The 13,273-nt window shown below is 63.7% G+C and carries 14 protein-coding genes; 4 read left to right on the top strand and 10 right to left on the bottom strand.

Annotated elements, in window-relative coordinates:
- Window positions 1-67 precede the first annotated feature (67 nt).
- Both EJO69_RS11035 and EJO69_RS11030 read left to right on the top strand, forming a co-directional pair.
- Entirely contained in the window at window positions 68-517 is a 450-nt protein-coding gene (locus EJO69_RS11035; RefSeq protein WP_126041804.1) for an OsmC family protein, read from the top strand.
- 206 nt (window positions 518-723) lie between these two features.
- A complete protein-coding gene (locus EJO69_RS11030) occupies window positions 724-2,295 on the top strand; it encodes an FGGY-family carbohydrate kinase (RefSeq protein ID WP_126041802.1) in 1,572 nt (523 codons plus the stop codon).
- 99 nt (window positions 2,296-2,394) lie between these two features.
- On the opposite strand, the gene EJO69_RS11025 is transcribed toward EJO69_RS11030, so the two are convergent.
- The 6 genes from EJO69_RS11025 to EJO69_RS11000 all read right to left on the bottom strand — a co-directional run bounded on the left by EJO69_RS11025 (window position 2,395) and on the right by EJO69_RS11000 (window position 6,754).
- Window positions 2,395-3,333 (bottom strand): serine hydrolase domain-containing protein, encoded by a 939-nt coding sequence (locus tag EJO69_RS11025; protein ID WP_126041800.1) that lies wholly within the window; start codon window positions 3,331-3,333, stop codon window positions 2,395-2,397.
- A 96-nt stretch (window positions 3,334-3,429) separates the two neighbouring features.
- Window positions 3,430-4,431, bottom strand: a complete 1,002-nt coding sequence (locus tag EJO69_RS11020) for a serine hydrolase domain-containing protein (protein ID WP_126041798.1) — start codon at window positions 4,429-4,431, stop codon at window positions 3,430-3,432.
- Between the two features lie 106 nt (window positions 4,432-4,537).
- Complete coding sequence (locus EJO69_RS11015; RefSeq protein ID WP_126041796.1) at window positions 4,538-5,128, bottom strand: dihydrofolate reductase family protein; 591 nt, start codon at window positions 5,126-5,128, stop codon at window positions 4,538-4,540.
- Window positions 5,129-5,277: 149 nt separating this feature from the next.
- On the bottom strand, window positions 5,278-5,850 hold the full coding sequence (locus tag EJO69_RS11010; protein ID WP_126041795.1) for a nitroreductase family protein: 573 nt from the start codon (window positions 5,848-5,850) through the stop codon (window positions 5,278-5,280).
- Between the two features lie 60 nt (window positions 5,851-5,910).
- Window positions 5,911-6,228, bottom strand: coding sequence for a YchJ family protein (locus EJO69_RS11005; protein WP_126041793.1), 318 nt, complete (start codon window positions 6,226-6,228; stop codon window positions 5,911-5,913).
- Window positions 6,221-6,754, bottom strand: a complete 534-nt coding sequence (locus tag EJO69_RS11000; RefSeq protein ID WP_211331439.1) for a GNAT family N-acetyltransferase — start codon at window positions 6,752-6,754, stop codon at window positions 6,221-6,223. The genes EJO69_RS11005 and EJO69_RS11000 overlap by 8 nt, the downstream gene beginning before the upstream one ends.
- Before the next feature lie 162 nt (window positions 6,755-6,916).
- Between EJO69_RS11000 and EJO69_RS10995 the strand changes: the two genes are divergently transcribed.
- Entirely contained in the window at window positions 6,917-8,743 is a 1,827-nt protein-coding gene (locus EJO69_RS10995) for a BCCT family transporter (RefSeq protein ID WP_126041791.1), read from the top strand.
- A gap of 121 nt (window positions 8,744-8,864) precedes the next feature.
- The gene (locus EJO69_RS10990; RefSeq protein WP_126041789.1) at window positions 8,865-9,536 is read left to right on the top strand and encodes a PIG-L deacetylase family protein; all 672 of its coding nucleotides are present in this window, start codon (window positions 8,865-8,867) and stop codon (window positions 9,534-9,536) included.
- Window positions 9,537-10,099: 563 nt separating this feature from the next.
- Here EJO69_RS10990 and EJO69_RS12820 read toward each other — a convergent pair.
- The 4 genes from EJO69_RS12820 to istA form a co-directional block, all read right to left on the bottom strand.
- The gene (locus EJO69_RS12820; RefSeq protein ID WP_425454747.1) at window positions 10,100-10,414 is read right to left on the bottom strand and encodes an epoxide hydrolase N-terminal domain-containing protein; all 315 of its coding nucleotides are present in this window, start codon (window positions 10,412-10,414) and stop codon (window positions 10,100-10,102) included.
- Window positions 10,415-10,446: 32 nt separating this feature from the next.
- Window positions 10,447-10,800, bottom strand: a complete 354-nt coding sequence (locus tag EJO69_RS10980) for a DsrE family protein (RefSeq protein WP_028708018.1) — start codon at window positions 10,798-10,800, stop codon at window positions 10,447-10,449.
- A 475-nt stretch (window positions 10,801-11,275) separates the two neighbouring features.
- Entirely contained in the window at window positions 11,276-12,025 is a 750-nt protein-coding gene (gene istB, locus EJO69_RS10970; protein WP_126038216.1) for an IS21-like element helper ATPase IstB, read from the bottom strand.
- The gene (gene istA / locus EJO69_RS10965) at window positions 12,026-13,231 is read right to left on the bottom strand and encodes an IS21 family transposase (RefSeq protein WP_126038218.1); all 1,206 of its coding nucleotides are present in this window, start codon (window positions 13,229-13,231) and stop codon (window positions 12,026-12,028) included.
- Between the last annotated feature and the right edge of the window lie 42 nt (window positions 13,232-13,273).

Raw genomic sequence — 13,273 nt, 5'->3', positions numbered from 1 at the left:
TACGGCCCAGGGGTGCGGCCTGGCGGCTCATTAGACTTGAGTCACACCTCACGAAGGGAGTGTATCAATGGCTGATACCACGTTCACCGCCGTCGCCTCCGCCCCCGTCAACCTCGCGACCACCGTGACGGCGCGGGATATGTCGTTCACGCTGGATGAACCGCTCGAGCTGGGCGGGACAAATACGGGCATGAACCCCGTCGAGGCCCTACTGGGCGCCCTCGGCGCCTGCAAGTGCATCGTCGTCCGGGCGTTCTCCCGGGCCCAGGGCATCAACCTCAACGACGTCTCTGTCGAGTGCAGCGGCACGCTCGACCCCGACGGATTCCTCGGCAAGAATCCAGCCGCGAAGATCGGCTTCTCGGCGATCCACACGACGTTCCACATCGACGCGGACAACACGCCGGAGGAGATCGAGGCGTTCCTCGAGTTCGTCGAGACCCACTGCCCCGTGCAGGACACGCTCAGCAACCCTGCCTCCTCCACCCACGAACTCGCGCTCCCCGTGCGCGCCTGAGCCACACCACCATCATCGCGGGGCCCTCGGCGCTGAGCCGGGGGCTCCACCATCACCCGACAACCCTGCTGAACTCGCCCGCTGATAGCTGTCTCACACAGACCAAGGTATAGTCGAAGACAACTCAACGACTGAGTTTCGCGTCACAACAAAATCATCCGGCCGCATTGTCGCGGCCGGTTTTCGCGAACCCGAGGGGAACATACATGGAGAAGTACTTCGCCGGCATCGACGCTGGCACAACCGGCACGACGGTCATGATCTTCGATCGTGACGGCACCATCATGAGCAGCGGCTACGCCGAATATCGGACGAAGCACCCGCACCCGGGATGGGTGGATCAGGACATGCACGAGCTGTGGGAGGGCCTGTGCACGGCCGCGAAGCAGGCGACGAGCAGGTTCAAGGGGGATCTCACGCAGATCGTCTCGATCGGCGTCTCCTCCCAGCGCGGCTCCTTCGTGCCCGTCGACGAGAACTGGCAGCCGCTGAGCGACGCCATCGTCTGGTCGGACGGCCGGGCGACGAAGGAGACCCAGTGGATCATCGATGAATTCGGCGACGACGGCTACTACTCGATCACGGGGCTCAACCCGTCGAGCCTGTGGGTCTACCCGAAGCTCAAGTGGCTGAAGGAGAACCGTCCGGAGATCTATGGCAAGACGTGGAAGTTCCTCAACGGTCAGGAATGGATCCTCCACAACCTGGGGTCGACCGAGCTCTTCGCCAACCCATCCGCGCTCAACTACAACGGCATGTTCGACATCAAGACCCTCGAGTACGCCCCCGAGCTGTTCGAGCGCGCCGGGCTCGACCTCGACATGATGCCCCCGATCGTCCACGAACTCCGCAAGGTCGGTGTCGTATCCGCCGAGGGCGCGGCTGCCACCGGCTTCGCCGAGGGCACGGTGCTCAGCCCGGGCGGCGGCGATCAGCAGTGCGCGGCCGTCGGATCAGGCGTGACGAAGGCCGGCATGGCAGAGCTCTCGCTCGGCACCGCGGCCGTCATGGTCGCGCAGCTCGACGAGGCGCCGGACATGGCGGAGAACATGACGAGTGGCGTCTCCTTCGGCGCCCACGCCATCCCCCATCGCTGGGATATGGAGGGAACCGCGCACGCCGCCGGCGTCGTCCTCCGCTGGTGGCGAGACACCTATGGGCAGCCCGAGGTCGAAGCCGCCAAGGCCCTCGACCTCAGCCCGTATGACCTCATCACCCTCGAGGCCTCCCAGGCCCCGATCGGCAGCGACGGCCTGCTGTTCTTCCCGTTCTTCAACTCCCAAGCCAACCCCCACTTCGTTGACCACGCTCGTGGCGGCATGCTCGGCCTCACCCAGATCCACTCCCGCCACCACGCTGCCCGCGCGGTCCTCGAGGGCGTCATCTACGAGCTGCGGATGGCGGTGGAGTCGATGGAGGGTGCGCTCGGCCGCCCGTTCGATACGATCCGGCTATCCGGCGGCGGCGCCAAGTCGCTCTTCTGGAGCCAGATGCAGGCCGATATCTACGGCAGGCCCGTCGAGCGCCTCAAGGTGTCGGAATGTGCGGTGCTCGGCGCTGCGATCCTCGGCGCCGTCGGCGCCGGTGAGCTCACCGACATCGACTCCGCGGTCGACGCCATGGTCCACACCCACGGGTTCATCGAGCCGAACATGGAGGCGCACGCCGTCTACACGGACTTCTTCAACGTCTTCGAGAAGGCGTTTCTCGCGTGGGCCGACAACGGGGTCTACAACGATCTCGCCGAGGTGACCGCCCGCCACAGTGGCACCGACTGAGTCGGACTCCAGGAGGTGACTGGGTGGAACTCCAGTAAATAACTGGGTCGAACTCCAATTGATAAAGGTGCGGCCGGCTTCAGAGCCGGCCGCACTGCGTCAGTAGAGCAGGGCGACAGCCTTGTCGACGAGCTCCTCGAGCCGGACGACGTCAACCTGGTGGGCGGTCGTGATGACGATGGCCTCGCGGTCGGGGATGATGGCGAGGGTCTGCCCGTCGGTGCCGTGCCCGAAGAAGATGCCGTTCCTGTTGCTGAGCCAGAGGCTCGAGCCGTAGGCCCAGCGGCGGAAGAGCGGGTTGGTCGGGGTGTCGACGCCCGGCGTGAAGTCGGTGAACTGCTTCATCCGCTCGATCCACTGCGGGGAGACGATGCCCTGACCACCGTGGAGGAGGACCTCACCGAGCTTGAGGATGTCATGCGGGTCGAGCCACAGGCGCGTTGCGCCAGCCAGGTACTTCCCGTAGCGCTCCCACCGGTAGTCGGTGATGCCGAGGGGGCCGAAGAGCACCCGGTCGGCATAGTCCTGCAGATCCTCACCGAGCATCTCCTGCAGCAGCACCGATAGCAGGTAGAAGCCGGCGTTCGAATAAAGATAGTGCATGCCGGGTTCGTGGACGATCGGCTCGTTGACGATGTAGTCGACGTAGTCGGCCGGGTCCATGTCGCCGATGTCACCCCTCATCATGAGGATCTTGTCGAAGCCGATCGTGTGGTTCATCAGATGCTTGATCTTCACCCGCTCGAGCTTCTCCCGGTTCTCCTCCCGGCTCAGCGTGCACAGCGGTTCAAGGATCGGCCATACGGGGGTGTCCTCGTTGAAGCCGTCCCGGCTCTCAATGATGGTGCCGAGAATGAGGGCCATGACCGTCTTCGACAGGGAGCGGATATCCGAGGGCTCGGTCCTGCCGTTGAAGGCGTGGAAGAATTCCCTCTCGCCCTGCTTGATGAGCAGGTAGTGCATGTTGAGGCGGTCGCCGTCACCATCCACAGCCGACTCGAAAAGATTGACGAGGCCATCAAACTGCTGACGATCCATGATTCTCCCTACTGTTGGCAAAGACTCCACAGCCAGCCTAGTGGGTTCGGCGACAGCACTGGGATAGGTCCACACGGCCCACGAGGCTGCGAGCGCCTAGGAGAGGGGGACTCTCCCCGCCGCGGCGATGACGGGCCACGCACCCTCCGCGGTATTTCCGAGGACGCTTACCGTGGTCTGCGAATCGGGGTCGTGCGTCGAGCGGAAAGACGCCCCCGCATCCAACCCCTCGAGGATGCGGCCGGGGCCGTCGGCCTCAAGCCAGAACCCCATGCCGTAGCTCTTGCCCTCCTCCGGCACATCCCACGAGGGCTCCGTCATGCGGTCCACCGTCTCTCGAGAGACGATCCGCCCGTCGACGAGGGCCCGCCAGAAGGCGTGGAGATCAGCCGCGGTCGTGAAGGCGCCGCCGTCGCCGTTGCCGAGCACCGGCAGGTGGAGGGTGTTGACTCGATTGCCCTCCTCGCCGAGGTAGCCCAGCGCCGCGTCCGCCGGCAGGTCATCGAGCCGGAGATAACCGGTGTCGGTCATGCCCGCTGGCCGAAGGACAAGTCTGTCGATGATCGCGTGAAACGGTTTGCCCACCGTCCGTTCGAGGATGAGGGCGAGGAGGATGAAGCCTGCGTTGGAGTATTCGAAACGTTCCCCCGGCGCCGTCGCCTGACCGATTCCCTCGAGCATCGGCAGGAACGCCTCCGCTGTCGTCAGGGTATGTACCGGCACCGTCATGACGTAGTCGGACGGATCCCAATCCTCCGATTCATCGAGGTAGTCCTCGATCCCCGAGGAGTGGGTGAGCAGGTGGTGAAGAGTGATCGCATCGTCGATCCTCGGTACGCTGCCGCCGAGAACGGGCCGCACAGGCTCATCAAGCGCGAGCGCACCGTCCTCGACGAGCCTCATGACCGCGAGCGCTGTGAAGCCCTTGCTCCCGCTGGCGATGCCGAACCTCGTGGCGGGGGTGATGGGGATGCGATGGGCACGATGGGCGAAGCCGCGGCAGTGCTCGAAGAGCCTCGCACCCGCTCGGTCGATCGTGACGACCCCCGAGAAGTTCGCCTCCTCGGCGGCGTCGATAATGTCGGCAAAGGCTGTCACGCTATCTCCTCACACTCAAGGGGCTCGACCAGTCAGGCTACCCGGGAAGCCGATGGTCCGCTCGCCGAGTTGATCGCGAGGCCCTGCTTCTGTCGGAGGCTGCCGCTCAGTGCGGCCCCGCCGATTCCGCTGGCCGGCCTGCCCGGTCGACCTCGTAATGGACGGCCACCGTGCCACTCGCGAATCGGCGCTCGCCGACGAGGTGAAGATCAACGCGCGGACCTTGGAACACGGGCAGTCCGGCTCCGATGAGGACCGGTTGGATGAGCAGGCGAACTTCATCGACGAGGCCGTGACGGAAGGCCTCCCCGGCGAGAGTCGGCCCGCTGATGTCGATGTCGATGTCGGACTCATTCTTCAGCGCCCGGATGGCGTCGGGGTCGAACTCGCGGATGAGCTTCGTGCGGGTGGTCGGCACATGGTCGAGGGTGCGCGAATAGACGATCTTGTCAGCCGCGGTCCAGATGTCGGCGAAAGCGGCCGAGCCCGCAGACCAGCCTCGGACGGCGGGATCGGTCTCCCACACCGTCATGAGCTCGTACATCCGCCGGCCGTAGAGATAGGTACCGATGGGTGCGGTCCATTCGTTGACGGTCTCGAGAACCTCCTCGTCCGGCTCCGCCCATCCGAAATCCCCGGCCTCGTCCGCGACGAACCCGTCCAGCGATGTGAGCATCGAATAGATCAGCCTGCCCATGCGGCCCCCTGCCTCAGTGGGAGTCAGTATGCCAACCGAGCACGTCAGAAGGAAGAGTGCGGCCGAGCGGCGGCCCGAGCGGTCAGTGGAGCGACGTGCCGACGATATTCCGGTCGAAGGAGGATCGCTCCCCTCTCCACCACCAATTGCTACGGCATCTTCCCGATGAACTGGTGCGGGTCGAGGCTGGGCCGCTTCGACGCGTCGATCCGTCGGCGGAAGGCCTCATCGATGCTGCCGACATAGAGCCAGCCCATGAGCAGCTCGTGGTCCTCCAGGCCATGGGCGGCGCGCACCTCGGGACTGTTGGCGAACAGGCCCGTCCGCCACATGACGCCCCATCCTGCCCGCCACAGGGCGAGTTCGAGCAGGTGGCCCGCCCCAGCGGCAGTCGCGTGCTGCTCCCATTCAGGGACCGCAGGATGGGGTTTGGGGCTGGCGACGATGGCGATGAGGAGCTCGGCGCGGAAGGGCTTCGGGTTGTACTCCCCCGGCTCGCGCTCAATCCCCTGCGCCGCATCGAGGGCGTGGGCGAGCTTCATCCGATTGTTTCCACGAAGAAGAAGGAGGCGCCAGGGCCGGAGCGCCTTGTGATCAGCCACCGGCGTCACGGCCGCGAGGAGCTCGAGCAGTTCCGCGTCCGACGGCGTTTCGGGCCCGACTTTCGAGACTGACCGCCGTGCGGCCATCGAGTCGAGTACCGGGTCAGAGAAGAACTTCATATCATCCATCCTCGGACATCGTGTGATCCAGCGCTATGGCTGGGGCCACACTGGTGCGCGTCAGGGCTCGATCTGCCCATCGATGTAGAACCAGCGGCCGCCGTCCTTGATGAAGCGGGACCGTTCATGGAGGACACCGATGGCGCCCGAGTCGAGGTAGGTAGCCCGGAACTCGACAATGCCGGTGTCGTCCTCGGGACCACCATCCACGACATCAATGATCTGCAGCCCGCGCCACGTCGGGTTGTCGGTCAGGTCGAGATCAGTGGGTCTTGTCGATTCGTGCCACGTCGCGCGCACCCATTCAGCATCGCCCACCTTGAAGGCGGCGAATCGCGATCGCATGAGCGCTTCGGCCGTCTGCGGCCAGTCATCCATCGGCGTACTCCTCTCCCACGCGCTCCACTCTGCCACCTCGGGGACACAGCGGCTTGACCATGATGAGACACGGGTCGTCCTCACCCCACAGGTTCGTCTCCTCGAGCGGCAGAAAGCCCCGACTCTCATAGAACCGACGGGTTCTGGCGTAGGCCGGGTCCGGATCGGAGGGGCCCAGGGTTTTGACTTCGAGGAGCACGACCCCACTCGCCCGCGCATCTGCTTCGATCGCGTCGAGCATCGCGGTGCCGATCCCCCTCCCGTGCGCCGCCCGGTCGACGACGATGAGGTGGATGTCGAGGACGTGCGGGAAGTGCCGATCGACGAGTGTCACACCGACCACGGTGCCGCCCTCATCACGCACCGTCCACGTCTCCTTCACCCGCGCAGCCTCAACGTAGGCGGCGTTCGCCTGCGGCTGGCCGAACCATTCGGGAACAGTCTCCAGGAGCCGCGCAAGATCCTCGGGAACGTGCCTGTCGATCGCAGCCCGCAGGCGGCCCATGCTTCGTTCATCTGCTGCCATGGCTCCAGTGTCTCAGGGATAAGGCACACCGTCAGCTGACTTTTCCCGCCGCAGAATGCACGAAAAAGCGACACACTATGCCCGGCGCCACTTTCACTTCTTCCACCGATTCTGCCTAAGGTAGGCGTTCTCTGACACGTGAACGCTCGAATTCGAGGAATAATGACCAACGAACCGACGACAGCACCAGAGTCCGCCGAACCGCGGCGCCCCGAGAGGCGCCTCTTCGGACTCCAGACAGACCCCCTCATCTTCTTGACCGCAGTCGGCTTCATCGCCGTCTTCGTCGCAGGAACCCTTGCGTTTGGGGAGGGCGCACGCAACCTCTACGGCACTGTCTCGGGCAGCCTCATGGACAACTTCGCCTGGCTCTACATCGGCGGAGTTTCGGCGATCTTCGTCTTCCTCATCATCATCTTCGTCTCGCCCTTCGGCAAGCTCAAGCTCGGCGATGATGACGATGAGCCGGAGTACTCTACACCCGTATGGTTCGGCATGCTCTTCGCGGCGGGCCTCGGCGCGACGCTCATGTTCTGGGGAGCGGCAGAGCCGCTTCACCACGCCTACAATCCGCCCCGCGGCGGGCTCGAGCCGATGTCGCAGGAGGCGATCGAGCAGGCATTCGAGTTCACGTACTACCACTTCGCGGCCCACATGTGGGTCGTCTTCGCGTTGCCTGGCCTCGCCCTCGGCTACTTCATCTACAAGAGGAAGATGCCCGAGCGGCTGTCATCCGTCTTCAGCCCCCTGCTCAAGGGCAAGGTGTATGAGTGGCCCGGCAAGCTCATCGACGCGATCGCCATCATCGGCACAACGTTCGGCATCGCCGTCTCGGTCGGCCTCGGCGTGCTCCAGATCAACGCGGGCATGAACATCCTGTGGGGAGTGCCGATCGCCTCGAGCATGCACCTCGCGATCATTCTCGTCATCACGGTCGCCGCCTGCATCTCGGTCGGCACCGGCCTCGACCGAGGCATCAAGCTCCTCTCGAACATCAATGTCGCGTTGGCGGTGGGACTCATGGCGTTTGTCCTCCTCGCAGGCCCGACTCTCACCCTTCTCAACCAGTCCGTGGAATCGTTCGGGATCTACGCCTCGTCGCTGCCTGAGCTCATGTTCTGGGTCGACAGCTACAACGAGAATCCCGGATTCCACGCGACATGGACCGCGTTCTACTGGGCGTGGACGATCTGCTGGGGACCGTTCGTCGGCATGTTCATCGCCCGCATCTCCCGAGGCCGCACCGTCCGCGGCTTCATCGGCGGCGTCCTCGGCCTCATCTCCGCCTTCATCCTCATCTGGTTCTCGATCTTCGGCCGCGCAGCCCTCGAGATCGAGCTCGACAACCCTGGGGTCCTCACCGGCCCGGTCGTCGAGAACGGGAATACGGAGATGGCGCTGTTCAGCCTTCTCGAGCAGTACCCGCTCTATGCCATCGTCGGGCCCATTGCCCTTCTCATCATCATCATCTTCTTCATCACCTCGATCGACTCCGCGGCACTCGTCATGGACATGTTCTCGACCGGTGAGGAGAACGTGGCCCCCACGATCTACCGGGTCGGCTGGGCCATCGGGATCGGCGCGGTCACGGCCGCCCTCATCCTCATCGCGCCCGAGTCCGGCATCGCCGCCATCCAGGAGGTCGTCATCATCGTCGCCCTCCCCTTCTTCCTCATCGAGTTCTTCATGATGTGGGCCCTCGTCAAGGCAATGTCAGAGGACGCCGCCGCGGTGCCCGCCCCTCGAACGAGGTACTGGGACAGGACGTTCGACGCTGAGTCCCTCGAGAAGGGCGAGAACCAGCCCGCGCCCGGCTATGACGAGGAGGGCAACCCCGTCGAGGAGCCCTATTGGGAGCACGAGGACGGCGCCTGGCGGCTGCCCGGTGACGTCAAGGTGGAGGGCGACCTCATCGTGACCGGCGAGATCGACGACACCGCGGAGCCGGATACCAGCCCCGACCCGGAGACCACCGTCGACCGAAGCTGAGAACGGCTGCGGTTGGTGCCCCGAGAGCAATCGGGGCACCATTCGGCTTTCCAGACCCAATCGGGCAGATAGAACGGGCAAAAGCCGGGTACGTCAATACCCCCTGGGGTATGATGGAGTCATGAGCGTAACCGACACAGACCACCTGCCTTCGTGGACCCGTGTGCTCGTCGTGGTCGCCCACCCCGACGACGAGTCCTTCGGCCTCGGAGCCATCATCGACGCCCTGGCGAGGCAGGGCACCGCCGTCGACATCCTGTGCTTCACCCAGGGCGAGGCCTCGACTTTGGGAGCAGCGCCCGATCTTGCCGCCATTCGCGCAGAGGAGCTGAGCGCTGCGGCCCATGAGCTCGGAGCCGCATCGACACTCCTTCTCGACTACCCCGACGGCGGCCTGGCCGACAGTGACGCAGCAGAGTTGCGTGCGCGCGTCGTGGCCACGGCCCGGGAGACCGGCGCCGACGCACTTCTCACGTTCGATCCCCTCGGCATCACCGGCCACCCCGACCACATCGCAGCAACACAGTCCGCCCTCACCGCGGGAGAGGAGCTTGACCTTCCGGTGCTCGCATGGACGCTGCCGGATGCCGTGGTCGCGGCGCTGCGAGCCGAGACTGGCGCGCCCTTTGCCTGCAGCAGAGACTCGGGTGACGTCGTCATCCAGGTGGACCGACAGGCGCAAGACCGCGCCATCGCCAAGCACGCGAGTCAGGCAGTGCCGGGCAGTGTGCTGTGGCGCAGGCTCGAGCTTCAGGGCGACGAGGAGCACCTCATCTGGCTGCGCCGACCCTGAGGATGACTCGGCCAGGTCGATCTCAAGGAGGCCGTCGGGCGCGATGCTCATTCTTGACGGGCGTTCACCCCATCTTCAGCAAGCGCCTGCTGCGGCTGTCACAATGTTGGCATGACTGAAGTCAGTGACGACAAATACCAGGCAGTTCAGGATTCTCGGCCGAGCGCAGACGTCGCACTCGCACGCGACGTGCGCGAGATCTTCGACCACATGCTCGGAGACGGCCGTTCGGTGATCGACCCCTCTGCGACGATCTGGACCGCTGAGGCCGGGGCGGAGCTTCGCGCCCGGGTCGGGGACGACCCTATTCACGGAAAGAGCATGGGGCAATGGGACAAGCTCGACATCCAGCTCAGTGGAGCAAAGAGAGAGACTGTACTGCTTGCGGCCGAGCTCGTCTTCCTGCGCGAATACGTGCTGAGCAATAGCCGACCAGAAACCCGTTTGACGAATCTCAAGCAGGTGCTCGCAAACCTGGACAGCCCTGTCACGATCCCGGACAAGATGCTCGACTGGACGGCCCGTCCCGCAGGACGGGCAGGGCTGAAGGGCAGTCAGGGATATTACGGTGGCCTGTGGCTGCACCTCACGTGGGCCGCGACGTTCATGATCCACTGGAACAGCGGCGTCGGAGCCGGTCCCTTTCCAGGGACGTGGACAAAGTGGAGGTCGACGTCCTGGATCCGCGCGCGATACTGCGGGAGTTCGTTCAGACGCCGCTCGGCTTCACGCCAATTGAAATCGGTGCGCCAGTAGTCGACCAGACTCTGGAGATACCCGACATCGGTGCCGTAGGACCATCCAGCACCTTCTATCGACGCGGGAAATCGAGTGTTGGCGAGCCGCTTGTGGAGGTCGTCAAGTACCTCGTCTGGCACGGCGATCTCGAACGGCGTGGGACTCACCGCGGTCACCAGTAGAGCGGACGACGGTCAGACATGAGGCCGTGGAAAATCTGCCGGTTGGCGACCTGGATACCGGGGTAATAGTCGTCGGTCGACAGCTCGCAAGCACGAGAGCAGAACCCGCATGCATAGATGGACACGCCGGCAGCGAGTAGTGCGTCCAAGCTTTCCCGAATATCGGGCGCGCCCTCGACTGCGTCCTTCTTGATCAGTTCCAGCGCGTCATACATCACGTACAGCGCGATGTCGGCGCCCAGATCCTCTGTCCAGCTCCGAGCGATGCTGAATGGCATCGGGTCGAAGCGGTCGTTCTTGTGCTGGAGCACGAAGACCAGCGAATCGCTGTTTTCGTTCATCATTCCTCATTCCTCCTACAGGTCGAGCTGGGAACAGCTTTGCGTACACACGCGTCGTTGCACAACAACTCTGCACATATGTGCCTAACAATCGATGTCAGCAGATGATTTGAATGCTGCGCGCGGGAGTGGGCTGACCCCATTTCTTGGGTCCAGTCGCTATGAGAGTTGTCCTGTTGCCCGCGGTCGCGGGCAGGAAGACTGGTCAGTTCATGACGAACAGCAGGAAGCGTCACACCCCGGAGCAGGTCGTCCGCAAGCTCGGGCAGGCCGACAGGATGCTCGCCGACGGGCAGGACGTCGCGGCGGTGTGCCGGGAGCTCGCGGATACGGTCCTCCGCCTCCCGCAGACGCTCTCGCAGCGCCCGCTCAGCGGCTGTCTCACCTGTCGCAGGACGTGTCGCATTCCTTGTCTCACGTGTCGCTGTCGGCGGCAGTTGAATTTGGTGCATTTCCGGCGATCGAAAACTGAGCGGTTTTAGTTTACAGTTCCTTGTTCTTGTCGGTGTCTGATCCGGTAGGAGGTTCCTTTCGTGGTCAGGACTTGGGCGTGGTGGACGAGCCGGTCGATGATGGCTGTCGCAATCGTCTCGTCGTGGAAGATCGTGGACCAGGACCCGAAAGCGAGGTTTGAGGTGATCAGGATGGATGATTGCTCGTATCGGTCCGAGATGAGCTGGAAGAACAGGTTCGCGGCTTCTGGCTCGATGGGGAGGTAGCCGAGCTCGTCGATGATGATGAGCTTGTAGCGGCGAATACGCCGCAGCTCTTTCGTCAGGTCTCCCTTGTTGTGAGCGGCAGTGAGCGACTGGATCCAGCCGGCTGCGGTGTCGAACAGGACCGGGATTCCGGCCCTGGTCGCGGCAATGCCGAGCCCGATCGATATGTGAGTCTTCCCGGTGCCTGGTGGGCCGAGAAGGATCATGTTCTCCGCGTTGTGGATCCAGGTCGAGCGTGATGCTGCTTGAACGTCTGAGCGCAGGTGGGGCTGGTGATCGAAGGTGAAGTCCTCAATCGTCTTCATGGACGGGAAGTGTGCTCGTTTCCGTCGTATCTCGGCCCCAGATGCTTCCCGGGCGGTGACCTCGGCTTCCAAAACCGCGGCTAAGTACTCCTCGAACGTCCAGCCCTGTGCCCGCCCAGTGTCAGCCAGGCGAGCGAAAGAAGCTTGAATACGTGGTGCTTTCAACGCACTCGTGTAGTACGTGACGTCTTTGATCGCCTCCATTTAGGCCACCTCGATGTCAAAGATCTGGTCATATACTGCCAGGTCCCCGCCCTGGACCGTCACTCCGTAGCCGGGCAGGCCCTGGCGCTGCTGAAAGGTCGCACGCAGCTTCCGAGCGGTCTCCACGTGGTCAGGGTCGGTCACCTGACCGCCGCTGCCCCAAAGACGCTCATGAGTCGTGATGACCTTCCCGCCCGTACTGACTTGGACCGTCGACAGGTCCATGGTGACGTCGATGCGGTGCCCGATCCACCTGGGGTCAACACTGTAGGCGTTCGCGCCGATCTCGATGTAGTAGTCACGTCCCAACCGCGTCTGCACAGTCCACCTCGCTGCGGGATCAACCGGCGGCAACGCACCCATATGCTCGAGCTCGACGGTCAGGCCCTGGCCCCGAGTTTGGTCTTTCCCTCGTGGTTTCTTCCCTCGGATCACCTCGAGCCAGCCGGCGAGTTGAGCATTGAAATCCTTGGGACTGGCGAACGTCCGCCCGGGCAGGAACGAGGTTTCCAGGTAGGAGTTGAACCGTTCGACCACGCCCTTGGTCTCCGGGTCATAGGGTTTGGCTTGGACGAGCTTCACTCCGAGGGTTCCACAGAACTCCGCGACTTCCTGCCCGAGCTTGCCGTATCGTCCGATTCCGGCCTCGTTGTCCCACAATAGGCGTCGAGGAACCCTGCCAAAGGTGCTGATCCCGTCCCACATGCCCAACAGCAGGTCCGGGCGTTGCCGGCTCGGGATCATCAAGGCAACGGGATACTTTGACCAGGCCAGGATCATCGTCAGCACAGGGAAGCGTGCCGTCTTGCCGTTCCCGATCGGGATATCAACATTGGGGAACCACAGGTCACACTGAGCCACATCCCCGATCTCCCACTCCAACCGGTCCGCAGGATCGAGACGTCGTGGCGCATACTCAGGACGGATCCGTGCCACATTCTGCCGCAAGGCCCTCTCCGAGTAAGGCCAGCCCACCCGCTCGCCGATCACCGAGGCCGGCATCGTCGGACACTCCTCCAGCAGCCACCGTATCCGGGCCTCATACTCCCCAAACTTCGTCGGTGTCCTCGTGCGGACATAACGCGGCGGCTGATCAGACTTCACCGCCCGATCCACCGTATTGCGTGAGATACCCAGCTCAGCAGCAATACGAGCCTTCGGTACACCCTCGCGGGCAAGCACCCGGATCTTTTCCCAATCGTGCATTGAAATCACACTCCACATCGTTAATCGAAGTGCTCACTTTTC

Origin of the sequence: Flaviflexus salsibiostraticola, from assembly GCF_003952265.1 — a bacterium.
GTDB classification, from domain to species: Bacteria; Actinomycetota; Actinomycetes; order Actinomycetales; family Actinomycetaceae; genus Flaviflexus; species Flaviflexus salsibiostraticola.
The sequence above is the reverse complement of the archived record's forward strand: the minus strand, read 5'-3'. Positions and strand labels throughout refer to the sequence as shown.